Origin of the sequence: Campylobacter concisus, from assembly GCF_050447485.1 — a bacterium.
GTDB lineage: Bacteria > Campylobacterota > Campylobacteria > Campylobacterales > Campylobacteraceae > Campylobacter_A > Campylobacter_A concisus_BQ.
In genome coordinates, this window is record NZ_JALMFY010000001.1 from 880,930 (window position 1) to 905,390 (window position 24,461).

The window sequence follows — 24,461 nt, forward strand, 5'->3', positions numbered from 1 at the left end:
GACCTACTCCTCTTTTCTAAGCGGCTTTATGCCAGGCAACTCTTTGCCTTCTATTAGCTCCAAGCTCGCACCGCCACCAGTTGAGATAAATGTCATCTCGTCGGCATCCCCAGCGCGCTCGACCACGTCAGCCGTATCGCCACCGCCAACGACGGTTGTCGCGTGAGTGTCGATGATAGCGTGGCTCATTTTGATGCTACCTTTGCTAAATTTATCCATCTCAAAAACGCCCATAGGTCCGTTCCACCAGATAGTTTGAGCATCTGCGATGACCTCTTTAAATAGCCTAATCGACGCTGGTCCGATGTCAAGCCCCATCCAGCCATTTGGGATCTCTTGTGCGGGGACGTATTTTACAGCACTTTCAGCTGAAAATGTCTGAGCAGCGACGACATCCACTGGTAGGTAGATTTTCACTCCTAGCTCTTTGCCTTTTTGTAAAATTTGCCTTGCATCTTCGATGAGTTCTTCTTCAAGGAGCGAATTTCCGATGTTTTCGCCAAGTGATTTTAAAAATGTAAATGCCATACCGCCGCCAATTATGAGCTTATCGACGCGTGGCAGAAGGTTATGTAGGGCTTGAAGTTTGCCGCTTACCTTTGAGCCACCCACGACAGCGACAAATGGACGAGACGGATGTTTTATCAAATTTTGAGCGAAGTTTATCTCTTTTTGTAGTAAAAATCCCGCTGCCTTATGCTTTTCATCGTAAAATTTAGTGATCGCTTCGACCGAGCTATGCGCCCTGTGGCAAACGCCAAATGCGTCATTTATGTAAAATTCGCCAAAACCTGAAAGCTCTTTTGCCAAAGCTTCGTCATTTTTGGTCTCGCCCTTTTCAAAGCGTAAATTTTCTATCATCAAAATTTCGCCTGGCTTTAGAGCCGCAGCCTTTGTTTTAGCGTCATTTCCGATCACATCTTCAGCAAATATCACCTCTCTATCAAGCAGTCTTGATAGCCTCTTAGCCACACCTTGAAGTGAAAATTTCTCTTCATAGCCGTTTTTTGGACGCCCTAAGTGACTGGCCAAAACCACGCTGCAGCCATTATCTAAGCAGTAGCGGATAGTTGGTATCGCTGAGCGGATCCTGCGGTCATCAGTGATGTTTAAAAACTCGTCCATAGGCACGTTAAAATCGCACCTTATAAAGACTTTTGCACCATTAAGCTCAAGGTCGTTGATCGATAAAATATCACTCATTTTTCACCCTTTAAATTTACTTTGTAGCCACGATCTTAGCAAGATCAACAAGCCTTGTTGAGTAGCCCCACTCGTTGTCATACCACGCAAAGACCTTCACCATATCATCAGCGATAACCTGCGTAGTGTCGCTCGCTACGATGCTGCTAAAGGTGCTTGTGCAAAAGTCGCTACTAACTCTGTAGTCGTCATCGACGAATAAAATTCCTTTTAAATTTGACTCCGCAGCCGCTCTAAATGCCTCGTTTATCTCATCTTTACTAGCTGGTCTTTTTAAAACCGCCGTTAGATCGACCATAGAGACGTTAGCGACCGGCACGCGCACTGCTTGGCCGTGCAGCTTGCCGCTTAGCTCGGGGAGCACTTTAGCGATCGCTTTTGCAGCTCCGGTGGTTGTAGGTCCGATATTTAGCGCTGCTGCGCGTGAGCGGCGGAAATCTTTAGCCTTTACATCAACTAGGCTTTGGCCATTTGTATATGCGTGGATCGTGGTCATTAGCCCCTTGACGATGCCAAATTTATCGTTTAGCACCTTTGCCACTGGAGCTAGGCCGTTTGTGGTGCAGCTTGCGTTTGAGACGATCGCTTCGCCTGCGTATTTATCGTCATTTACGCCAACTACAAATGTGGCAGTGTCGTCTTTTGCTGGAGCGCTCATGACGACTTTTTTGACGCCGCGAGCAAGATATGGCTCACATTTTTCGGTGGTTAAAAACTTGCCAGTGCACTCTAAAACCACGTCTACGCCGTAGTCTGCGTAGCTAAGCTCGTTTAGATCTCTTGTAGAAAAAACTCTTATCTTTTTGCCATTTACCTCTATAAAATCGTCGCTTATCACCTTAACGTCTTGCTTAAATTCGCCATGCACGCTGTCGTATTTAAGCAAATACCTCGTCATATCCCTTGTTGCGGTGTCGTTAATAGCGACAAGCTCAACATCATCACGCTCTAAAATAATACGAGCAGCACACCTACCGATACGCCCAAAGCCGTTTATTGCTACTTTAACTGACATCTTAGCTCCTTTTGATATAATTACGCCTAATTCTACAAAAAAGAATTTTAAAACAAATATAAACAAGGCACTTTAATAGATGAAGTTAGCACTTTTTGGCGGGAGCTTTGATCCGGTTCATTTAGGACACGATAGCATTGTGAAAATGGCACTAAGCGGTCTTGACATCGACAAGCTCATCATCATGCCAACTTTTATAAGTCCCTTTAAGAGCGAATTTTCAGCTCCGCCAGAGCTTCGCCTAAAGTGGATAAGAGAAATTTGGGGCGGCCTAGAGAAGGTCGAGATCTCAGACTATGAGATAAATTTAGCTCGCCCAGTGCCTACCATAGAGACGGTTAAGTATTTGTATGAGAAATTCAAGATAGAGAAATTTTATCTCATAATAGGCGCTGACCACCTAGCTACGCTTGATAAGTGGCATGGATATGAGGAGCTAAAAAATTTAGTGCAGTTTGTGATCGCCAAGCGCAATCACATAGAAATTCCACAAAATTTACAAAAAATGGACGTGCACGTGGATGTTAGCTCGTCGCAAATCAGGCACCAAAAGGGGCTTGATGAGCTGCCTAGCGAGATAAAAGATGAGATTATAAATTTTTACCAAGGATTAAAGATGCAAGAGAGATCGATGCAAGAGCGCACCGAAAGTATAGTTAAGGTTTTAGACGCAAAAAAGGCTGAAGAGATACAAGTGTTTGATATGAGCGGGGATGATTATTTCGTAAAGGCCGTAGTTATCGCTACTACGCTTGGCGAGAGGCACACTTACTCGCTGGCTGAGGATCTAAAAGAGGAGCTTAAGCCTCTTGGGGAGAAATTTATAGGCACGGAGAGCTCGCCTGATTGGATCGTGATGGACCTTGGCGACATTTTGATACACCTTTTAAGCCCAGCTTACAGAGCAAAATACAATATCGAAGAGTTTTTGCAAAAACTAAAAACTAGCAAAGAGTCTTAACAAAGACGAGCGATGAGCAAATAAGCCATAAAAATATAAAAAATGCTAGCAAAAATGGCTTTTTGCCCGTCGCTTTAAAAATGCTTCTATCTATCCCAAATCCCAAAGCACACATCGCAACGCAAAGGCAAATGCTAGCGGCTAGCTTTAAAACTTGCACCAAATTTTCAGGGAAAAATGGCAAAGATCTAACGCAGATCGCCACTAGGAAAAATAGCGCAAACCAAGGTATGCTCTTTAGCTTTGAGCCACCGCTATTTTGGCTTAAATTTAAGAAATTTAACAAAAACAAAAATGGCACAAGCATGATGACGCGAAGCATTTTTATGATGACAGCGGTGCTGCTAGCTGCGCTATCAAATGCCGCTGAGGCTGCCACTACATGGGCTACTTCATGAAGTGAGCCGCCGATAAAAAAGCCAGTTTGGTGCGGTGTGAGAGCTAGAAATTTAGCGATAAATGGATAGATAAACATACCAATCGTCCCAAAGAGCACCACCGTGCAAATGGCGATAGCAAGCTTGTTTGCGTCTGCTTTTATCTCATTTTGTGTAGCCATAACAGCAGCTGCGCCGCATATACTAGCCCCTGAGCCAATGAGCACAGCACTATCCCTGCTAAGCCCCAAGGCTTTGGCTACAAAAAGCGCAAAGCAAAAGGTCGCAAATACCATAAATGCTGCGTATATCACGCCAATGGTGCCGACACTTGCGATCTCGCTAAGGCTTATGTTAAAGCCAAAAAGTATGATGCCTAGCCTTAAAATTTGCTTCCCAGCGATCGCTACGACGCCACTACTTTTTAAAATTTGAGTTTGTTTGGCAAAAAGATTTGCAAAAATGGCGCCTAGAATGATAGAGATGATGAGTGGGCTGGTGTGAAATTTAGCCAAAAGTGTGTTTGAGAGCGCAAAAGAAATGGCGCATATGAGCGCTAAAACAAGCACTGCGAGAATTTTGTGAGACATATTTTAACCTTAACTCTTTTTTTAAAAATGCAATTAGCACGTTTGGGTATAATTAGACGAATTTTATAATGCAAATTTAAAATAAAGATAAAGGGATAGGCCTATGATCATCCTTGGCGAAAAATATACTTTCACCAAACTCGAGCTAGAGAAGCTTAGGAAGAAATTTGGCCAGGTGAATTTTTTATCCCCTGAAAATAGCGACGCAAAAGCCCTACGAAGCGCACTAGAAAATCTCATAAAATCAGGCGATCAGAGGCTAATAGTGCTAAATACCCAAAAGCCCGTTGATGGCAAACTGGTGAGATTTCTCACGCTTTTGCAGTTTAAGACGAAGTATAAAAAGATCAAATTTCTAAATGTGGAGAGCTTTTTAGAAATTTACTTGCAAAAGTGCTACATCCCAGAAAATGGCGAAAATTTAAACTTTTTAAACGACATAAAGCCTTATAATGCCCTTGAATACGCCTTAAAACGCGTGATCGACTATGCAAGCTGCTCGCTGCTTCTTGTGATACTTTTTGTACTTAAATTTTACGTAAAGAAAAAGATAGACGAGCAGTCCCCTGGCAGCCTTTACTTCTTGCAAAATAGGGTCGGGCTGGATACTAAAATATTTAAGTGCTACAAATTTAGAACGATGCATGAAAACTCAGAACACAACCCATACACGCAAAAAAATGACACAAGAGTATTTAAATTTGGCGAATTTATGCGCAAGACTAGAATGGATGAAATACCTCAATGCATCAATGTATTTCGCGGCGATATGCATCTAATAGGACCACGTACAGAATGGGATATATTAGTTCATGACTACGAAAAAAAAATCCCTTACTACAATGAACGCCACATCGTCCGCCCTGGCATCACAGGCTGGGCACAAGTAAACTACCCTTACGGCGCAAATGCACTTGATGCCAAGCAGAAACTCATGTATGATCTTTACTACATAAAGCACTGGTCACTTTGGCTGGAGATAAAGATCATAGCAAAAACTATTGCAATTATATTTGAAAAAAGGGGTATTTAGTCAAAAACCGCATATCTCTTTTTGACTAAATTTGTCTGGTGGATATAAAGCTACATCCTATCTTTAGCTGTGATTCCCATTATACTAAATGCTGTTTTTATCGAGATAGCAACGACTGCAAAAACTTTTAGCAAACTATCTTCATTTTCATTTCCAACTACGCGGTTTTCATTGTAAAATTTATGAAAGCTAGCAGCTAGTGACTTTAGATAGTCTGGTATCTTTTGAAGCTGCCTTGAGACAAAAGCATCCTCTAAAATTTCAGGCAAGATTAGCGCTTCAAAAAGTAAATTTTTAGCATTTTCATCTAGGCACTCAAAGTCCGCGTTTATCACGTCACTAACGCTTTTTCCAGCCTTTGCAAAGACCTGATTTATCCTAGCGTGAGCGTAATTTATATAAAAAATAGGGTTTGAGCTATCCTCTTTTTTAAGCTCATCCACGTCAAATTCCAAACTACTCGTATTTGCTTTGCTTATAAAGATAAATCTAAGTGCCTCAGCACCGATCTCGCTCGCAATATCACTCATCAGCACAGCATTGCCAGCGCGCTTGCTCATTTTATATGGCTTGCCCTCTTTTAGCAAACTAACCATTTGCATAAGTATCACTTCAAGCCTGTTTTCATCGTAACCAAGGAAATTTATCGCAGCCTTTAATCTTGCGATATACCCGTGGTGATCCGCGCCCCAAATGTTTATATAGTGGTCAAAATTTCTTTCAAATTTAGCGTTATGATAGATGATGTCTCCAGCTAGATACGTCGGTCTGCCGTCATTTCTAACCACAACCCTATCGTTATCGTCGCCAAGTGTGGTAGAAGCGATATAAGTAGCGCCCTCTTTTTCATACATTTGATTTGAGCGTTTTAGCTTTTCTATAGTTGGCACAAGATGGTCATAAAGAGCTTTTTCGCTAGCCCAGCTCTCTATAAAAATCCCAACATCAGCTAAGTCTTTTTTGATGATCTCAAGCACAATATCCTTGCCAAACTCAGCAAGCTCAAGGTTTCTGCTCTCGTCATAAAAAATTTCCTTGCCAAATTTCTCATTTGCAAGCTTAGCAATATCTAAAATATAATCCCCGCGGTAATATTTCTCTGGATAGACGACACTTTCGTTAAAAAGCTGCTCTTTAGCCGCAAGTGATATCGATGTGCCAAGCAGATCTATTTGATTACCCGCATCGTTTATATAGTATTCTGTTGAGATGGCGTAGCCAAGTCTTTTGCCAAGTCTAGCCAAAGTATCGCCATAAACTGCACCTCTAACGTGTCCGATGTGAAGCGGCCCAGTTGGATTTGCGCTGATGTATTCTATTAAATAGCTGTCTTTTTTCGCATATTCTTTTGCAAAATTTTCGCTATCTAGCAAAATTTGCTTTGAAATTTCATCTAAAAATTCGCTCTTAAGCTTGAAATTTAAGTAGCCATTTACCGCACTAGCTTCCACTATCTTGCTATCACTAAATTTATCAGCAAATTCGCTAGCTATCATAGCTGGCGACTTTCTTAGCTCCTTTGCAAGGCTAAAAAGCGGTGTCGCATAGTGGGCTAAATTTTTATCCTTTGGCTTTTCAAGCACAAATTCTCGCTCTAAAACCTTTGAAATTTCTGCTTTTACTTTATCTTTCAACTCTAAAACCTATGCGTTTTTAGTTGTTTCTTCTATCTTTTGACTAGTAGCACTCTCTTCTTTATGCTCGACTTTTTCGCTCTTTTCAGGGGTTGTGTCCTCCATCTCAGCTTTAAAAGTCTTTATGCCTTTGCCTAGTCCTTTCGCAAGCTCTGGGATCTTCTTTGCTCCAAAAAGTAATACAATGATCGCTAAAACGATCAACCAGTGGCCAATACTAAAAGAACCCATCTTTTCTCCTTATCAAATTTTCTCAAAATATTATCATAAATTTCTGAATTTCTAACAATCTATCCACTCGTCGATGACGTTTCTTAAGTTTATCTTAGCACTTTTTAACCTCATCGCTCGAAGGATTGATTTTAGCCCTTTATAGCTCTTTTCTATATCATCATTTACTAAAAAATAATCATACTCTAAAATATGCTCCATCTCACCAACTGCGTTCATTAAGCGGTTTTCTATCGTCTCGTCACTATCTGTTCCGCGGTTTTTCAAGCGCCTTTTTAGCTCTTTTTTATTCGCAGTTGTTATAAAAACTGAAGTGATGTAGCTTTTAAATTTCTCAAGTGCGATGTGAAAGCCCTGCACATCGATGTCAAATATCACTATCTTTCCAGCCTCAAGTGCTTCTAAAACTGGCTTTAGGCTCGTGCCATAGTAGTTTTTATGCACCTGCGCCCACTCTAAAAACTCACCTTTTTCTATGCCACTTTTAAATTCATCTTCTTTTATAAAATAATAATCCACCCCATCAACTTCGCCTTCTCTTTTGGCTCTTGTTGTGCTTGAGATAGAAAAATATAGGTCTTTCTCTTCCTTTAAAAGACGGCTCAAAAGCGTGCTTTTACCGCTTCCACTAGGTCCTGAAACTACTAAAATTTGTCCTTGCAACTACTTTTCCTCGAAACTTATATTTATCTTAATGTTCATATCTTTTAGCACATCTCTTAGCGAGCTCTCATTTAGTGACTCATGGACGTGTTTTGTGATCTTTTTAGTTAGCTCTTCTTTATAGTCTTCTTTTGCATCATTTTTTGAGCTTATTTGAGGCATATCCTTTAGTCCAAATGCCGCCAACATCGTGTTTTCATCTATATCATCTATCGATGCCGCGTCAAAATTTAACTCACTTGGTGCCGCGTCTTTGCTCTCTTTTTGCGCATTTTCTTCTTGGATATTTTCTTCTTCAAAAGTTTCATCTATTAGACCTAGATCCTCTTTTGCTTCTGGCTCACTCACATCTTCTAGCTCTTCTACTGACATCTCATTAGAAGCATTTTCACTCTCGCTAGACTCTAAATTTTCTAGCTCCTCGCTTGAAATTTCATCCAAAGCCTCTTCTTCTACTTTTTCATCATCTACTTGAATTTGCTCTTCATCAGCCTCAGAGATCTCATCTAAATTCTCCTCATCTTTAGGCTCATCTTCTAAATTTATCTCATTTTCAAGGCTATCTTCATCATCAAATTTAGCTAGCTCGTCTATATTTAGCTCTTCTTGCTCTAAATTTTGAACATCTAGCTCAGTATCGTCTAAATTTTTATTTTCCTCGTCAGACTCTTCACTATTTAGCTCTTCATCAAGCGAATCAATCTCACTAAGCTCAAATTTACTCTGATCTATCTCATCAAACTCGCTACCAGTGTTCTCTTCATCAACCAAGCCTGCAATGTCATTTTGGCTAATAATATCATCTAAATTTTTATTTAGCTCTTCATCTACTTCAGACTCTTCTGGCATATTTTCTATCTCATCGACAAGCGCGCTAAGCTCTGCTAGATCGCCATCTTTACCCTCTTCACTCTCATGCACATCACTTATCGCTTCGCTAGTCTCTTCATCCACGCTCTCATCAGCAAGATCTTCGCTGGCAAGCTCTTGTAGGTCTTCAAGCTCTTCTAAAGACTCCATATTACTAGCTTCATTTTCCTCTTGTAAGTCGCTCTGGCTAATCTCCTCGCTTGGGCTATCTATGCCACTTTCTAAAAGCTCTTTGTCAAGATCTGCAAAATTTTCTAAATTTGTATCGATATCAGGCAGTTTAAACCCTGACATCTCGTCAAAATTTATAGCCTCGTCGCTAAAGTCGCCAAAGTCGCTTTCGTCCTGCTCACTAGCATTTTGCTGGGCAACTGGCTCATCTTTTGGGATATTTTGCTCAAAAACACTTATAAATTCAGTCGGTAAAAATGGTTTTTCAAGCATCAAAGTAGCAAATTCTGGCTTGCTCTCGCCACGACTTGCTAGATACATTACCTTTTTATCTGTAGCTAGCTCGCTACTATCCACGTCACTGTCGATTATGATAAAGTCAAACTGAGCATCGTCAAATCCATTTAGATCCTCAAATTCGCTATATTCGGTACCGATTTTATTCAGACTTAAAGTTATCAGACGTGAAACTGCTGGATTTTTATTTATAAGAGCAACTTTCATCATCCCTCCTTGTAATAGTAAAAGCCTATTCTATGATAAATTTCATTGCTATTTTCTTAAAAAAACAGAGCCGGCAGATCATTTATCACTTTTAAAAGTAGGTCGCTCATGATCTTCATAATGCCTGCTAAAATGGCTATCAAAACGGAAAATCCGATCGTTACTTTGATAGGATAGCCGATGACTAGTAGGTTAAACTGCGGCATTGTCTTCATAAGCATGCCAAAAATGGAGTCCGAGAGCAAAGAAAGCGCGATGATAGGAAATGACATGATAAAGCCAAACATAAACAAATTTGTAAATAAATTTATCGCATAGCTCATTATGCCAGGGCGCGGATAAAAATCTCCTAGAGGCACCACAGCAAGAGAGCTAGCGTAAAATTTAAGAAGCAAATGATGCCCATCAAATGCCAAAAATGTTAGCAGTGCGATGAAATTTATAAGGTTTGCTATGACTGGGGAGTTTGTGCCAGTTTGCGGATCAAGTACCGACGCCATCGAAAAGCCCATGACCATCGAGATTTGCTCGCCTGCCATTTGAAGCGTGGCAAAGATGATGGTTAGCATAAGTCCTGCACTAAGACCCAGCATCACCTCGCCAAGTATCTCACCGATTAAAAAATTTATAGAGTTTTCATGAGCTTTTGAGAGAGGAAAAAGCACGACGCATAGGACAAAAGCTAAAAGCGTTTTTACGGTAAGCGGGACTTGGTTGTGCGAGTAAAATGGAAAAAAAACGATGAGACCGCTTAAGCGTGCAAATAAAAGCATAAAAACTATGGTCTTATCGGCTCCAAAAAATTCTACTAGTTCCATTTTGCTCTTTTTAAATTTTTGCTAATTTTACAAAATTTTACTTTGTTTTTTAAATTTAAGCGGTAGTTTTTAGAAATTTGAAGCTAAATTTTAAGAAATTTGCACAAGCTCTTTGTTCTCAAGCTTGTATGAGTTATCGCATTTTGCGGCTAGGTCATTGTCGTGAGTGACTAGAACAAGGGCAGCGTTATTTTCATTTATGTAGTCAAATAAAACTTGCATCACTTCATTTGCCGTTTGCTTATCAAGGTTGCCCGTTGGCTCGTCTGCAAAGATGATCTTTGGCTTTTTAGTAAGCACTCTAGCGATACTGACGCGCTGCTGCTGGCCGCCGCTTAGCTCGCCAACTTTTTGATTTATCACACTTGAAATTTTAAGCGCTTCAAGATCATTTTTTTCTATATTTTCGCCAGATAAGATGCTTGCAAGCTCGATATTTTCATAAGCGCTAAAACCTTTAAAAAGATAGTGCGACTGAAAAATAATGCCAAAATGAAGCCTTCTAATGGCCAAAAGCTCATTTTGCGAAAGCTCATAGATCGATCTATCTTGATAGATGACCTCGCCAAAATTTGGTTTTAAAAGTGTTGAAAGTATGTGTAAAAGCGTTGATTTGCCACAACCGCTAACGCCAGTTATCGCGATGCTTTGTTTTTGATTGAGAGTTAAATTTATATTGTTAAAGAGCGTATAATCATACGCAAAGCCTAGATTAGACGCTCTTAAAATTTCCATTAGCCTATTTGAGCAGCAACTTCTGCAGCAAAGTCATCTACTTTTTTCTCTAAGCCTTCGCCAAGCTCGAAACGAACGTATTTTACGATCTCGATCTTGCCGCCAAGCTCTTTGCTCTTCTCTTCGATAACTTGTTCGATAGTCTTTTTATCGTCCATTACATAAAACTGGCCTAAAAGTGTAAGGCGTTGGTCAAGCACTGTGTTATCAGCGTAAAATCTCTCGATCTTACCAGGGATGATCTTATCCCAAATTTTCTCAGGCTTGCCCTCAGCTTTTAGCTCTTCTTCGATCGCTTTTGTAGCTTTTGCAAGCTCAGCCTCACCTATCTGGCAGCGGCTAGCATACTCAGGGATGTGGTGAAGTGGCTTGCCTAGGCGTTTTAGCTCTTCATTATCTTTTTCAAGTTCAGCGCGAAGTGCGATAAATTCTTTCTCAACAAAATCTTTATCAAGATCTTTGTAGCTTATAACACTTGGCTTCATAGCAGCTGCGTGCATACATAAATTTCTTATAAATTCAGCTGCTTTGTTTGCAACTTCAGCACTTTCGCAAGCTGCACCGATAAGCACGCCAACACGGCCATTTGAGTGAACATAGCCATTTACCACGCCCTTATCATCAGCGCTGATTGTCTCAAAGCGGCGAACTACAAGGTTTTCGCCGATAGTTGCGATCTGAGTTTTGAAATAATCTTCAAATTTAACGCCATTTAAAGTGCTCGCATTTAGCTCTTCAACTGTTTTTATGCCACTTGTTTGGATGTGAGCTGTTGTGTCTTTTGCAAGCGCTTGAAACTGTGGGTTTCTAGCAACGAAGTCAGTCTCAGAGTTGATCTCGCTGATAGTTGCTTTTTTGCATTTTGAGCAAACTTCAACGCTTACTAAGCCCTCGCTTGCAAGACGGTCAGCCTTTTTAGCAGCTTGACCTAGGCCCTTTTCACGAAGGATATCAACAGCTTTTTCCATGTCGCCATTTGCTTCGCCAAGTGCCTTTTTGCAGTCCATCATGCCAGCTCCGGTTGATTCACGGAGCTCTTTTACCATTTGTGCAGTTATTTCCATTACTCTTCGTCCTCGCCAAAATCTTCTTCACTCATAGCCTCAGCTACAACTGCATCTTTCTCATCTTGGCTTACTTCTTCGCCAGCAGCTTGCTCGCCGCCATCTTGCTCAAGAAGTGATTTGCCCTCGTTGATCGCCTCAGCCATCTCTTGGCAGAAAAGCTGAACAGAACGGATCGCGTCATCGTTTCCTGGGATAGGATAATCAACAACGTCAGGATCGCAGTTTGTATCTATAGGTGCTACAACTGGGATTTTTAAGCGATTTGCCTCTTGAACAGCGATCTTTTCTTTAACTGTATCAACAACAAATATCATATCAGGTAGGCTTTTCATATTGCGGATACCGCCAAGAGTTGCGATAAGTTTATCTTTTTTGCGGCGAAGCATCAAAGCCTCTTTTTTAGTTAGTAAATTTATCGAGCCATCTTCTTCCATAGTCTCGATAACTTCTAGTTTGCGGATAGACTGGCGGATAGTACCGAAGTTTGTCATCATACCACCTAACCAGCGGTGATTTACATAAGGCATTCCACATTTTTCAGCGTACTCTTTTATAGCGTCGATAGCTTGTTTTTTAGTACCGACAAATAGCACTGACTTGCCTTCGGCAGCTGCGTCACGAACGATGTTGTAAGTGTAGCGGAAGTAGCGGATAGTCTTTTGTAGATCTATGATATAGATACCTTTTCTCTCGCCAAAGATAAATTTTTTCATCTTTGGGTTCCAGCGGCGTGTTTGGTGACCAAAATGTACGCCACACTCTAATAAATCTCTCATAGTTACCATGAGTTTCTCCTTGTTTTAGGCATTTTGCCTTGAATTTAGTTTTATCCTCCACGACCATTAATGCTTTCGCACAACCAAATTTAGGATTGTCGTGTGTGAAATAAAGCTTGGATTATATTGAAACTTGGCTTTATTGAAGCTAAATTTAAAGATTTCTTTAGCTACAAATAAAGCGCAAATTTCTTTAAATTTACTCGAAAAAGCCTTTTTTAACGACCTTTTCGTCTTTAACGCAAAACTCGCCTTTTGCGATCACGTCATATAAATTTAGCTCCTCGTCAAAGACGCAAAGATCAGCGTCGTTGCCAACTTTCACTTCGCCTTTTTGGCTTAAATTTAGATATCTCGCCACGTTTTTACTCATCAAAGCCAAGCCATCTTCTATCTTTAAAATTTTATTTCTTACCAAAGCTTGCAATACCTCTAAATTTGACGCACATGAAGCACAGCCATATCCCACTAGCTCGCCATTTTCGTTAAATTTAGGCACGCTACCGTTGCCATCAGAGCTCATCGTTAGTCGCTCTAAATTTAGCCCATTTTCAAGGCCATAAGCCACCACCTCATGAAGCGGGGCAAATTTACTTCCGCCGCTTGTGATATCGATGTTTCCGCCCATTTTTTGAAATTTCAAAGCCTCGTTAAACAAGTCTTTCGTTCTAGCGCAGTGCGTCGGAGAAAAGTAATGAACTGGGAATTCGTAGTCTTTTATCACCTTAAAGACGTTGTCAAATTTCTCGCTTAGTCCGCCCATGTGCATGTGAAGCACGCCGCCTTTTTTAGAGACCATGCCGCCTATGCGTATCTTGCTTAGAATTTTGATGAGCTCCTCTTTTGAGACGTAGCTACCGCGGTTGTCGGTCAGCGCGATCTTTACACCGATCACTTTGTCGATTAGTATGAGATCCTTTGCGATGTCGCCGGTAAATGTCACACAGGGGCTTGCATATGAGCCGGTGTGGATAAAGGTCGAGATGCCCTCAAACTCGAGCGCTTTTGCTTTGGAGTAGAGATTTTCCAAGCTTCTAGTGACACCATCTGTCCCCAAAACGCCAACAAGCGTCGTAGTGCCGTATTTTACGATCTGGCTAAGGGTGATCTCAGGCGTTCTTGAGTGATATCCAGCCTCGCCGCCGCCACCCGTGATATGCACGTGCTGATCAATGAGACCTGGAGCTAAAACCTTGCCCTTTAGGTCGTAAACGCTAAGCCCTTCTACGCTAAAGCTTAGCCCCTCGCCGATGGCTAAAATTTTACCGCCACCTACTAAAACATCGCGCTTGCCAAGAAATTTTGGCGTGTATAGATTAGCATTTTTAAGCAAAAGCATATTTTCTCCTTTATTTGCTAAGTTGAACTTTTTCTTCTATCTCCATCAGTTTTATAAAAATTTGCTCGATATTTTCCCTATCCACGGCGCTTAGCTCCATCTTTTTTGAGCTAAGTAGCATCTGCACAAACTCTTCATTCATAAGCTGCTCAAAGCTCAAATTTCTAGCGTTTTGAGCTATTTTTGCCGCTAGTGGATTTTTAAAGCTCTCATATCCCATTTTTATCCTTAAATTTCACTGCAAATCCGCAAAATCTACCGCACACGCCGTCTCTTCGGTACGAAAAATATCTCTCGTCGCAGTGCGTGCAGACCTCGCTAAAGTTTAAATTTCTAACCCCAAGTGCGCCAAATTCATCCCTCAAAGCCGCGTTCATATCAAAATTTCTACCTATCTTATATGCGTTAAATTCCCCAAGGTCAAGCTCGCCCACCTCGTAGCAGCCGCCTTTTATATTTGCTCCGACAAAGACGCTCATCTCGCCCGCTCTTGAGCCAAATTTCTCGCCCATAAGCTTAACTGCTTTTGTGCAAATTTTTAGCATCACACCGGCTCTGCCTGCATGAGCCACGCAGATGGCGCCCTGCCTCTCATCTATCATCACAACTGGCGAGCAGTCAGCCACCAAGACACAGATACCCACATCACTTAAATTTGTGATCACAGCGTCGCACTCTGGTAGCTCATCCTCCTCGTTTTCAAGGACAAAAACCTTGTCCGAGTGGATCTGCTTCATAAATTTAAGCTGCCTAACGCCTAAATTGCTAGCCAAAATTTCTCTATTTTTGATGACGTCTGCTAGGTTGTCACCCACGTGGTCACCTAAATTTAGCGAGCTAAATTTACCCTTGCTCACGCCGCCAAGCCTGTTTGTAAAGCCAGCAGTGATGCCATTTTTATCAAAAACGATCTCTAAATTTTCACGCATCTTCGCTCGCTTAGTAGAGGCTTGAAATTCTCTCGACATCGTCCCAGCTAAGGCCGCCATTTTGCTTAGCTTCAAGCATCCTAGCCACGTAGCGAGCCAGCAGGTCACTCTCGATATTTACGCGTCTGCCGACCTTGAAAGTGCCAAAAAGGCTATCTCTAAATGTGATGGGAATGATCGTGAGCCTTATGCCCTTTGGCAAAATTTCATTTATCGTAAGGCTCACGCCCTCAACGCCCACCGAGCCCTTATTTGCCATCAGAGCCATCGCCTCCTTTGGCAAGTCGATATAAAAATCAACGCCGTTTTCATGCTTTTTTATAGCCGAGATCACGCCAATAAAGTCGATGTGTCCCTGCATCAAATGCCCATCCACTCGCTCTCCAAGCTTCATCGCAGGCTCGATATGCACCAAGCCACTTAAATTTTCAACTGCGACATTTGCCCTGCTCTCTGCGCTTAGCTCCACGCTAAAGCCGTCCTCATATAGTTTGGTCACGCTTAAGCAAGCGCCATTTACTGCGATGCTGTCGCCTAAATTTGGGCGAAATTTAGCCTTTAGCCGTAAAACATTTTGCGAGTAGCTAATGACCTCGGCAAGCTCCCTGATTAAGCCATTAAACATATTTTGCCTTTAAATTTTTGAAGATTTTACTAAAATTTGCCTAAATTTGGGCATTGATAAGCTTGGTATTTTATAAAAAGAAAAGATAAATTTAAAGCCTTGATGGGCAAAAATGCTAGTAAAATTTAGCTTCAAGCTACTCATTTAAAGTGGCTTGTTTTATAAAATTAGATCAAATCCGCAATCTCAATGAGCCAGTTTGCCAGCCCTTTTGGCTGTGAGATCATCAAAAGATGCCCACTTTTGTCTTTGCATTTATCTGCTTTGCAAAACGCTGATGCAAGAGAAGTTAGCGGATTTTGCACAGCAACGGTGTTAATGCCAGCTTCTTGCAAGTGGCGGATCAACTCAGCGTAGCAAGAACCATCAACAAATGTGCCATGAACTAAAACGATATTTTTAATCATCTTTTTTAAATTTGTTTGGCTTCGACCTTTTGTGGGCGATATGTAAGCAAAAGTAGGCAAAATGGCACTTACTGCAAGCAAAGCAATCGTAGCAAGAAAGTGCCTACGTGATGAAATTTTAGGTATAAATCCCTTTAAAAGGATTGTTAATGATATAAAAGAACAAGCGATCTTAATAAATTTTCATAATTAGCTTGTCTGCAAAACTAGCCACGTCTTGCTAAAGTCGCGCGTCGCCAGGTCGTCCCTCTTTATCCACAGATAAACTCTGCCCTCTCCGTCCCAGTCCATGTCGCTATCCCAGTCGCTATCTATCTGCAAAAGCAGCTGCCACTGGGCGGCATTTTTCTCAAACTCAGCGATATTTGGGTGGTGATAAGCGCTGCCATCGCCGCAGTCAAGGCCATTTGCCACGAGCTCGCACTCTAGCTCCATGCCGTCTTGGATGTTGTCAGAGTGACCAAGTAGCTTGTTTTCTTTGGCCTGCCAGCTTGGCTCGATGATCTCGTGATAAGCCTCCCACTGCTCCTCGCTAAATTTGCCAAATGGCACGAGCGAGCTTTGCAAACTTGGCAAATTTAGCTCGTTTTTAAAGCTAAGAGAGCGTGCGCCAAATGTGAAATTTCCGCCATCCATGTTTTGGCGAGCAAGCTGGTCTTGGGCTGCCTCGGAAAAGATCACGGCAAAGCCCTTTTTATCAGCAGGGTCGTAACCCCAAATGCGTAAATTTATATCATAAAAAAGATAGAGCATGCCACTTTTTGGTAGTAACCCATCGGTGTCAAATTTGCTAACCTCAGCAAAATTTATCTGCGCCACAAAGCTAAGCGCGCCGTTTTCATTTGACGGCCAAGGCACGCTAGCTGGCAGATCTGGCTGTCCGCCAAATTTAGACGCTCCAATGGCAATATCACCGTCATCTTTAGCCTGCGCATCTATCTTTATAGCATTTTTAGCCATTGGCTTTAAAAAGTCAAAAAGCCCCTCCAGACCGCGCTCTTTGCAGCCTTTATAAATTTCATTTAGATCCATATTTTACCTTTCTAGCAAGCATCAATGTAGATATGATACTTTTTGCAGTGCAAGCAACGAAACAAATATCCAGCAAAGTTGCCACCCGCTACGAGCACCTCGTGCGCCATTTTGACGTCATACTCGTCTCTTTTTGCGTAGTCATCAAAAACCTCGTCTGCGATGCCGAGCTCCTCAAGCTCCTTCGTGCCCACATCGCCCAAAAATGCGCAATAATCATCACAGCACACCACCCAGTGCTCGCCCTGCCAGCTCTCATAGCCAGGCGTTCTTCTAAAAAGCTCCTCATCTTTTTTGGCATCATCCGTGGCAAGCTGGTCGGCGTCTTGCACAAAAGTAGCGTCAAATTTCTTAGCAGCTGCGCCGTTTGCGATGCAAGCTGGGCAAAGATAGGTGACGTCTTGCTCGCTATAGATGCCGTTATTATAGTAAATTTCTGTCTTTTCGCCGCAGCACTCACAAGTAACACTCATATCATCTTTAAATGCGCCAGTTTTTAGTGGCTCTGGGTGATAGCGAAATTTTGGCAAGGTGGCGGCCTTTGCCTTTTGGGCTAAAATTTGCTCTTTACTCTTTGGTCTTGGCACCGCCCATTTGTCGCCCTCATCCATAAACTGCGAAAGGTAACCAAGCGTTTTTAGCTGCTTTTTGTCGTTTCTATCGTGTATCTTTAAAAGTAGCTCATAAGCGCTCTTTTGCATAGACAAAAGCTGATAAATATCTACTAAAACGTGTTTTGCCTGCGCGTCCTTGCTTGCTTCAAGCTCTTCTTTAAACTGATACAAAGCCTCCACACTCGCTGCATTACCGTTATTTTTGTAGTAATCTTTTGAAAGTTTTATATATTTTTCTTGAAATTTATCCACAAATGACCTTTGTTTAAATTTGCTAAGAATTTTAGCCTTAAACACTTAAAAGTCGCATAGATGAGTTATTAAAATTTAGAAGATTGCGATAAAAATATAAAAATATTTCATTTTTTAGAATTAAAAAAGCGTATTAAATTTAATGCAAAGGAGAGTCACAAGCAAATTTACTTAAATTTCAACTCACTTGTGACTATAAATTTTACTCTTCGTAAGCTCCGATAGAGAGAATTTTATCTATTCTTTTTGCGACAAGCTCGTTTATATCAAGCTTCTCAAGCTCAGCTAGCTCTGAGATGAAGTAGTTTGCAAGTGCTTTTGCAGCACCGTCTTTATCTCTATGAGCTCCATTTATCGGCTCGTTTATCACATCATCTATAAGCGATAAATTTTTTAAGTCATCAGCCGTTATCTTCATAGATTTTGTAGCTTGCTCTTGTTTAGCTGGGTCGTTCCAAAGTATCGCAGCACAACCCTCTGGCGAGATAACTGAAAAGACAGAGTTTTTCATCATGGCAAGTCTATCAGCCACGCCAATAGCTAAAGCACCACCGCTTCCGCCTTCGCCGATAACGACAGCTATTATTGGAGTTTTTAAATTTGCAAATTCAAATAAATTTCTAGCTATGGCCTCGCTTTGACCTCGCTCTTCAGCGCCAACGCCAGGATATGCACCTGGAGTGTCTATCAAAAATAAGATAGGTAGGTTAAATTTTTCAGCCAATTTTGCTACGCGTAAAGCCTTTCGGTAGCCCTCCGGATGAGGCATACCAAAATTTCTTTTTAGTTTATTTTTAGTGCCACGACCTTTTTGCTCGCCTATAACGACAGTCTTTTTACCTCCGATATAGCCGACATAGCAGACTATTGCTGGGTCGTCGCGAAAAGCCCTGTCGCCATGGATCTCATAGCCATCAACTAAAAATGAATTTATATAGTCAATAGCGTATGGTCTATCTGGGTGACGAGCAAGTTGCAAACGTTGATATTCGTTTAAATTTTTATATACTTTTGATATTTCTTTAGATAGGTTCTTATTTAAAATTTCAACAGCATGTTCATCGCCTCTGATCTTAGCATTTGCTATATCTTCATCAATCTGCTTTATGCTCTTTTCAAAATCTAAATAATTTGACATCTTAATCCAACTTTTTAAATATCACGACGCCGTTTGTTCCACCAAAGCCAAATGAGTTGCTCATAACAGCTTTTATATCAGCTTTTCTGGCTTTATTTGGAACGTAGTCTAGATCGCAATCTGGATCTGGCGTTTCGTAGTTTATTGTTGGAGGGATGATGCCATCTCTCATTGCCATTATAGATATGACAGCTTCGATCGCACCAGCACCGCCTAAACAGTGTCCAGTCTGACCTTTAGTTGAACTAACTGGTGGGCACTTATCGCCAAAAACAGCCTTTAACGCAGCTGTTTCATTTTTATCATTTACTGGCGTTGAAGTACCGTGTGCATTGACATAGTCTATCTTTACACCTTTTGCCATATCAAGTGCTTGTTTCATCGCGCTTAATGGACCTTCAAGTGTTGGTGATGTGATGTGGTGTGCATCTCCGCTCTCACCAAATCCAACTACTTCAGCGTAAATTTTAGCACCTCTTGCGACAGCCGACTCGTACTCTTCAAGCACAAGTGCGCCAGCGCCCTCACCCATTACAAAGCCGTCGCGGTTTGCATCAAATGGCCTTGATGCCTTACTTGGCTCATCATTTCTAGTTGAGAGTGCTTTCATCGCTGCAAAACCACCTATGCCAACGCCACAGATAGTAGACTCAGCACCGATAACTAGCATATTTGTTGCTTGACCGATCATTATGCATTTTGCAGCTTGTGATATCGCATGAGTGCTTGCCGCACAAGCTGTTACGCTTGATAAATTTGGACCTTTTAGTCCGTGGTTTATTGAAACTATGCCACCTAGCATATTTACAAGTGCAGATGGGATGAAAAATGGCGAAATTCTCTTTACGCCTTTTTCAAAATATGTGATTGAGTTTTTCTCAATATTTGGCAAACCGCCTATGCCAGCCGCTGAACTAACGCCAAATTTATGAGCATCAAACTCCTTGAAATTTGCATCAGCCATAGCTTCGTTAGATGCTTTTATGCCAAGCTGTATGAAACGATCTACTTTTTTCACCTCTTTGCCGTCTAAAATGCTATTTGGATCAAAATCAGTTATCTCGGCAGCAATTTTAACAGGGAATTCGCTTACATCAAAGCTCGTGATCTCTTTCACACCTGTTTTACCCTCGCAAATAGCCTTAAAAGAGCTCTCTTTATCAAGACCAAGTGCGTTTATCATGCCAATACCAGTTACAACGACTCGTTTCAATACATCTCCTTAAATCAAACTATGCAAATTTAAATTATTTGCCTAGTTTTTCTATATAATTTACAACGTCTTGAATGCTTACTAATTTCTCTGCTTCGCTATCAGGAATTTCTACTTCAAATTTCTCTTCTAAAGCCATAACTAGCTCTACAACGTCAAGTGAATCAGCGCCTAAATCTTCGATGATTTTAGACTCTAGTTTTACCGCTTGTGGATCTACGCTTAGTTGCTCTACAACTACGTCTCTTACGTCTTCAAATACTGCCATTTAAGGTCTCCTTATAAAAAATGTCTGTTATCTTATAATATTTACGCTTTTATTTATTTTAAATTTCAAAACTTGTTGAAATTTCATTACATATAAAGTCCGCCGTTTATTTTTAGCGTCTCGCCAGTCACGTAGCTAGCGTGATCACTTAGTAAAAATGCCACAGCCTCGGCCACCTCGCTAGCACTGCCAAAGCGTTTTAGTGGGATATTGTCGCTATAAGTTTTTTTCACCTCGTCACTTAGTCCATGCGTCATATCAGTCTCGATAAAGCCCGGAGTTACGCTGTTAAAGCGGATATTTCTACTTGCGCCCTCTTTTGCAAAGCTCTTACTCATAGCGATTAGTCCGCCCTTGCTGGCTGAATAATTCACCTGTCCTGCATTTCCCATCTCGCCAACGATAGATGCGACATTTACGACCGCTCCGAAGCGCTTTTTACTCATCACTTTCAAAGCCTCTCTACATCCTATGAAAGCTGAAGTTAAATTTGCATTTATCACATCTGTAAATTCGCTAGTTTTCATGCGAAGCGCTAGCTTGTCATTTGTGATGCCAGCGTTATTTACGAGGTAGCTTAGCTCGCCGTCGCTATCGACTATCAAATTTATACCTTTTATAAACTCATCTTCGTCTGTCGCGTCAAATTTTATCACTGCAGCCTTGCCGCCATTTTGTTCGATCTCAGCCTGCAAAGCGTCTGCTATCTCAGGCTTTGAGCGGTAGTTTATCCACACTTTTAAGCCCATATTTGCAAGCGTCTTTGCGATCTGTGCGCCAATACCTCTGCTTGCACCTGTTATTAGCACGTTTTTTCCGCTAAATTTCATAGATTCTCCTTATAAATTTTGCTTATATTATCAAATTTAAAATAACGCCTCGTCCATTTCAGCCGGGATCTCAAGCCCCATGAGCTTTAAAACACTAGGCGCGATGTTGTTTAGTCCGCCATTTTTTAGCTCTTTAACACCATCAGCCATCACAAAGCAAAAGACGTCGTAGGTTGTGTGATTTGTCAGTAGCTCGCCGCTGCTATCACGCATCTCTTCGCAGTTTCCGTGATCGCTCGTGATGATCATAGCGTAGTTTTTCTCTTTTGCCTTGGCGTAAATTTCTCCAAGAGCCATATCCACTGCTTCAACCGCCTTTATAGCAGCCTCGTAGTTGCCAGTGTGTCCCACCATATCGCCATTTGCGAAATTTACCACGATAAAGTCTTGCTCGTCATCCATGCCCTTTAGCACGGCTTTGCAAACCTCCGCAGCGCTCATCTCTGGCTTTTCGTCGTAGGTTTTGACCTTTGGACTAGGGATGAGCACCCTAGTTTCGTTGCTGGCTAGCTCCTCGACGCCGCCATTAAAGAAAAATGTTACATGCGCGTATTTTTCAGTCTCAGCCGTGTGAAGCTGCCTTAGACCAGCGGCTGCTATGACCTCGCTTAGAGTGTTTTTTATCTTTTCATTTTTAAAGAGCACTTCAAATTTAAAATTTGCGTCGTATTCGGTCATGGTGATTAGATTTTTGATAGCAAAAGGGCGCTTAAACTCGCTAAATTTCTCCTCGCCCAAAGCCTCGCAAATCTCTCTTGCTCTATCATTTCTAAAATTTATAAAGATCACGCCGTCATCTTTACCTATGCCCTTAAAGCCATTAAAACTAGCTGGCTTTACAAACTCGTCAGTCACGCCCTCGTCGTAGCTTTTTTGTAGATACTCGCTTGGCGTTAAACTGCTTAAATTTGCCCCCTCCACCAAGCTATCATAGGCCTCTTTGACACGCTCCCAGCGTTTATCTCTATCCATCGCGTAAAATCTCCCGCAAACGGTCGCTACCTTAAATTTAGCCTCCAAGCTTTTTATGAAATTTAGACCGCTATTTGGGCTAACATCGCGTCCGTCGGTGATAGCGTGAGCAAAAACTTCACAGCCATTTTTGCTAGCAAGCTCGCACATGCCATCAAAATGCTCCATATGGGAGTGCACGCCACCGTCGCTATATAGCCCCATGACGTGAATTTTTTTGCACTTTTTAAAAAGGGCTTTTAGCGCTTCATTTTCTGCTATTGAGCCGTCACTAAAGCTGCGTGAAATTTTGACCAAATTTTGATACAAAACTCGACCGCTTCCTATGCACATGTGCCCTACTTCGCTATTTCCCATCTGCCCCTCAGGTAGCCCTACAGCGTTTCCAGAAGTTTTTATGAGTGAGTTTGGAATTTCTTTAAAAAATTTATCGTAGTTTGGCTTTTTGGCCGCCTCAAATGCGTTAAATTTGCCATTTTTATTTGATCCAATGCCATCAGTTATTATAAGTATAGTTTTTTGAGCCATTTTTAAATTTTATCCTTAAATTTAGATAATTTTTAAGGCCATTATACTAAAATTGCTTTTTTTTAAAATAAAGGCCCCTATGTTTTACTATATCTATGAAATTTTAAATTTTAATATCTTTCAGTATATCACCGTTCGCGCTGGCATCGCGTTTTTCATAGCATTTATCTTGACAGCTTATCTGATGCCTAAATTTATCGCTTGGGCAAAGGCAAAAAACGCCGCCCAGCCTATCTACGAGCTAGCCCCACAAACTCACCAAAAAAAGGCAAAAACGCCAACCATGGGCGGACTTGTCTTTGTCTTTACAGCCGTGATCGCCACGATCATCTGCGCAAGGCTTGATAACGCCTTTGTGTTAGCATCGCTCTTTTGCCTAGTTTGCTTTACTCTGCTTGGTTACAAGGATGACTACAGCAAAATTTTAGGTGCGAAAAACCACGCCGGCTTAAGCCCAAAGGCAAAGCTCTTTTTTCAGTTTCTCATCGCCTTTTTGCTCGCAGCATTTCTCTACTTTAGCAAGGAGCTAAACACCGAGTTTTACCTGCCATTTTACAAGCAGCCGATCTTTGACATGAAAATTTTTGCCATTTTCTTTTGGACACTAGTCATCGTCGCAGCCTCAAATGCGGTAAATTTAACAGACGGACTTGACGGACTTGCCGCCGTGCCATCGATATTTTCGCTTCTAACACTTAGCGTTTTTGCCTACATCTGCGGCCACGCTGTCTTTAGCTCGTACCTACTTTTACCAAAGATCGCAGGCGTTGGCGAGAGCGTCGTCGTGGCCTCTGCGCTAATTGGCTCGCTCATGGGCTTTTTGTGGTTTAACTGCCATCCAGCCGAGGTCTTTATGGGTGACAGCGGCAGCCTAAGCGTTGGCGCATATATCGGCTTTATGGGCGTTGCGACCAAAAATGAAATTTTACTCATCATCATCGGCCTCATCTTTGTCGTTGAAACGCTAAGCGTCATCTTGCAGGTGGGCAGCTTTAAAATTTTTAAACGCAGAATTTTCTTAATGGCGCCTATACATCACCATTTTGAGATAAAAGGCTGGGCGGAAAATAAGATCATCGTGCGCTTTTGGATCATCGCGCTTTTGGCAAATTTGATCGCACTGACCGCGCTAAAGATCAGGTAGATCATGCGAGCGCAGATAGAGCCTGACTTTGAGAGTGCTAGAAAAAAATATGATGAAATTTTGGAGCAAATTTTAGCCTACACCGACTATTGCGACGAAAATGACGATGAGGACGGCGGAGAGTACCGCAAGGTAGAGCAGCGTCTAGCCAAGATCAGCGGCAAAGATATGAGTAAATTTAGCCTGCATGAGTGGTGGGAGGCCGAGGGCGCTGAAAATCTCGCCTTTGACATCGCTTTGCCAGAGCCAAAAGTGGTGCCTGATATAACAAAAGACGAGCTTAGCGAGATCGTGGAGCGCATGTTGGCACCTGTGCCTGAATTTGATGATGATTTTTTAGAGGCATTTTACGCAAGAGTGACATTTGCTTGCAAAGGCGCTTATTTTGCAGAGTTTTTGAAGCTAAATTTTGCCAAAACATTTAGCTTTGAGCTCTTTGATCGCCGCAAGATAGAGGGCGTGATGCGTGAGCTAAGTGCTAACGAGATAGTAGAAATTTTATGGGGCGAAAGAGGATAAAAG

At 41.7% G+C, this 24,461-nt stretch carries 27 protein-coding genes; 4 read left to right on the forward strand and 23 right to left on the reverse strand.

Annotated features, from left to right (window positions below; genetic code table 11):
* Positions 1-3: 3 nt before the first annotated feature.
* Both MTT29_RS04460 and gap read right to left on the reverse strand, forming a co-directional pair.
* Positions 4-1,203 (reverse strand): phosphoglycerate kinase, encoded by a 1,200-nt coding sequence (locus tag MTT29_RS04460; RefSeq protein ID WP_429799892.1) that lies wholly within the window; start codon positions 1,201-1,203, stop codon positions 4-6.
* Between the two features lie 16 nt (positions 1,204-1,219).
* Positions 1,220-2,218 (reverse strand): type I glyceraldehyde-3-phosphate dehydrogenase, encoded by a 999-nt coding sequence (gene gap / locus MTT29_RS04465; RefSeq protein ID WP_021083664.1) that lies wholly within the window; start codon positions 2,216-2,218, stop codon positions 1,220-1,222.
* A 79-nt stretch (positions 2,219-2,297) separates the two neighbouring features.
* Between gap and nadD the strand changes: the two genes are divergently transcribed.
* Positions 2,298-3,179: a nicotinate (nicotinamide) nucleotide adenylyltransferase gene (gene nadD, locus MTT29_RS04470; protein WP_103581899.1), complete on the forward strand. Its 882-nt coding sequence runs from the start codon at positions 2,298-2,300 to the stop codon at positions 3,177-3,179.
* On the opposite strand, the gene MTT29_RS04475 is transcribed toward nadD, so the two are convergent.
* Positions 3,163-4,146 carry a YeiH family protein gene (locus MTT29_RS04475; RefSeq protein ID WP_429799893.1) on the reverse strand — a complete coding sequence of 328 codons (984 nt, stop codon included), beginning with the start codon at positions 4,144-4,146 and terminating at the stop codon, positions 3,163-3,165. The two genes, nadD and MTT29_RS04475, sit on opposite strands and share 17 nt — an antisense overlap.
* 103 nt (positions 4,147-4,249) lie before the next feature.
* Here MTT29_RS04475 and MTT29_RS04480 point away from each other — a divergent pair, with 103 nt between their 5' ends.
* On the forward strand, positions 4,250-5,179 hold the full coding sequence (locus tag MTT29_RS04480) for a sugar transferase (protein WP_429799894.1): 930 nt from the start codon (positions 4,250-4,252) through the stop codon (positions 5,177-5,179).
* A 50-nt stretch (positions 5,180-5,229) separates the two neighbouring features.
* Here MTT29_RS04480 and argS read toward each other — a convergent pair whose 3' ends face one another.
* From argS to gpmI, 20 genes are all read right to left on the reverse strand, one after another.
* Entirely contained in the window at positions 5,230-6,813 is a 1,584-nt protein-coding gene (argS, locus tag MTT29_RS04485) for an arginine--tRNA ligase (RefSeq protein ID WP_429799895.1), read from the reverse strand.
* Positions 6,814-6,822: 9 nt separating this feature from the next.
* Positions 6,823-7,044, reverse strand: coding sequence for a twin-arginine translocase TatA/TatE family subunit (gene tatA / locus MTT29_RS04490; RefSeq protein ID WP_002941241.1), 222 nt, complete (start codon positions 7,042-7,044; stop codon positions 6,823-6,825).
* Positions 7,045-7,095: 51 nt separating this feature from the next.
* Positions 7,096-7,707, reverse strand: coding sequence for a guanylate kinase (gene gmk, locus MTT29_RS04495; protein WP_103652023.1), 612 nt, complete (start codon positions 7,705-7,707; stop codon positions 7,096-7,098).
* Positions 7,708-9,252, reverse strand: a complete 1,545-nt coding sequence (locus tag MTT29_RS04500; RefSeq protein ID WP_429799896.1) for a Highly acidic protein — start codon at positions 9,250-9,252, stop codon at positions 7,708-7,710.
* A gap of 56 nt (positions 9,253-9,308) precedes the next feature.
* A complete protein-coding gene (gene fliR, locus MTT29_RS04505) occupies positions 9,309-10,070 on the reverse strand; it encodes a flagellar biosynthetic protein FliR (RefSeq protein ID WP_429799897.1) in 762 nt (253 codons plus the stop codon).
* A 90-nt stretch (positions 10,071-10,160) separates the two neighbouring features.
* On the reverse strand, positions 10,161-10,805 hold the full coding sequence (locus MTT29_RS04510) for an ABC transporter ATP-binding protein (RefSeq protein ID WP_002941236.1): 645 nt from the start codon (positions 10,803-10,805) through the stop codon (positions 10,161-10,163).
* Entirely contained in the window at positions 10,805-11,869 is a 1,065-nt protein-coding gene (gene tsf / locus MTT29_RS04515; RefSeq protein WP_429799898.1) for a translation elongation factor Ts, read from the reverse strand. The genes MTT29_RS04510 and tsf overlap by 1 nt, the downstream gene beginning before the upstream one ends.
* Complete coding sequence (rpsB, locus tag MTT29_RS04520) at positions 11,869-12,657, reverse strand: 30S ribosomal protein S2 (protein ID WP_103631507.1); 789 nt, start codon at positions 12,655-12,657, stop codon at positions 11,869-11,871. Before rpsB ends, tsf begins: the two co-directional genes overlap by 1 nt.
* Positions 12,658-12,847: 190 nt before the next feature.
* Positions 12,848-13,987, reverse strand: coding sequence for a beta-aspartyl-peptidase (gene iadA / locus MTT29_RS04525; RefSeq protein WP_429799899.1), 1,140 nt, complete (start codon positions 13,985-13,987; stop codon positions 12,848-12,850).
* A gap of 10 nt (positions 13,988-13,997) precedes the next feature.
* Positions 13,998-14,207 carry an acetyltransferase gene (locus tag MTT29_RS04530; protein ID WP_109146603.1) on the reverse strand — a complete coding sequence of 70 codons (210 nt, stop codon included), beginning with the start codon at positions 14,205-14,207 and terminating at the stop codon, positions 13,998-14,000.
* Positions 14,197-14,916: a polyphenol oxidase family protein gene (locus tag MTT29_RS04535; protein ID WP_429799900.1), complete on the reverse strand. Its 720-nt coding sequence runs from the start codon at positions 14,914-14,916 to the stop codon at positions 14,197-14,199. The genes MTT29_RS04530 and MTT29_RS04535 overlap by 11 nt, the downstream gene beginning before the upstream one ends.
* Before the next feature lie 10 nt (positions 14,917-14,926).
* A complete protein-coding gene (locus MTT29_RS04540; protein ID WP_429799901.1) occupies positions 14,927-15,541 on the reverse strand; it encodes a riboflavin synthase in 615 nt (204 codons plus the stop codon).
* A gap of 167 nt (positions 15,542-15,708) precedes the next feature.
* Positions 15,709-16,029: a hypothetical protein gene (locus MTT29_RS04545; RefSeq protein ID WP_429799902.1), complete on the reverse strand. Its 321-nt coding sequence runs from the start codon at positions 16,027-16,029 to the stop codon at positions 15,709-15,711.
* A 108-nt stretch (positions 16,030-16,137) separates the two neighbouring features.
* Entirely contained in the window at positions 16,138-16,980 is an 843-nt protein-coding gene (locus MTT29_RS04550; protein ID WP_429799903.1) for a YwqG family protein, read from the reverse strand.
* Between the two features lie 11 nt (positions 16,981-16,991).
* Positions 16,992-17,846 carry a CbrC family protein gene (locus tag MTT29_RS04555; RefSeq protein WP_429799904.1) on the reverse strand — a complete coding sequence of 285 codons (855 nt, stop codon included), beginning with the start codon at positions 17,844-17,846 and terminating at the stop codon, positions 16,992-16,994.
* Between the two features lie 202 nt (positions 17,847-18,048).
* Positions 18,049-18,984 carry an acetyl-CoA carboxylase carboxyl transferase subunit alpha gene (gene accA / locus MTT29_RS04560; protein ID WP_103566643.1) on the reverse strand — a complete coding sequence of 312 codons (936 nt, stop codon included), beginning with the start codon at positions 18,982-18,984 and terminating at the stop codon, positions 18,049-18,051.
* Position 18,985: 1 nt separating this feature from the next.
* Entirely contained in the window at positions 18,986-20,197 is a 1,212-nt protein-coding gene (locus MTT29_RS04565) for a beta-ketoacyl-ACP synthase II (protein ID WP_021085320.1), read from the reverse strand.
* A gap of 34 nt (positions 20,198-20,231) precedes the next feature.
* Positions 20,232-20,465 (reverse strand): acyl carrier protein, encoded by a 234-nt coding sequence (gene acpP, locus MTT29_RS04570; protein ID WP_002941395.1) that lies wholly within the window; start codon positions 20,463-20,465, stop codon positions 20,232-20,234.
* 86 nt (positions 20,466-20,551) lie between these two features.
* Complete coding sequence (gene fabG, locus MTT29_RS04575; protein WP_021083753.1) at positions 20,552-21,295, reverse strand: 3-oxoacyl-ACP reductase FabG; 744 nt, start codon at positions 21,293-21,295, stop codon at positions 20,552-20,554.
* Between the two features lie 36 nt (positions 21,296-21,331).
* Entirely contained in the window at positions 21,332-22,795 is a 1,464-nt protein-coding gene (gene gpmI / locus MTT29_RS04580) for a 2,3-bisphosphoglycerate-independent phosphoglycerate mutase (RefSeq protein WP_429799905.1), read from the reverse strand.
* A 79-nt stretch (positions 22,796-22,874) separates the two neighbouring features.
* On the opposite strand from gpmI, the gene mraY reads away from it, so the two are divergent.
* Both mraY and MTT29_RS04590 read left to right on the forward strand, forming a co-directional pair.
* Positions 22,875-23,939 carry a phospho-N-acetylmuramoyl-pentapeptide-transferase gene (mraY, locus tag MTT29_RS04585; RefSeq protein ID WP_429799906.1) on the forward strand — a complete coding sequence of 355 codons (1,065 nt, stop codon included), beginning with the start codon at positions 22,875-22,877 and terminating at the stop codon, positions 23,937-23,939.
* A 3-nt stretch (positions 23,940-23,942) separates the two neighbouring features.
* Positions 23,943-24,458, forward strand: a complete 516-nt coding sequence (locus tag MTT29_RS04590; protein WP_429799907.1) for a hypothetical protein — start codon at positions 23,943-23,945, stop codon at positions 24,456-24,458.
* The last annotated feature ends 3 nt before the right edge of the window (positions 24,459-24,461 follow it).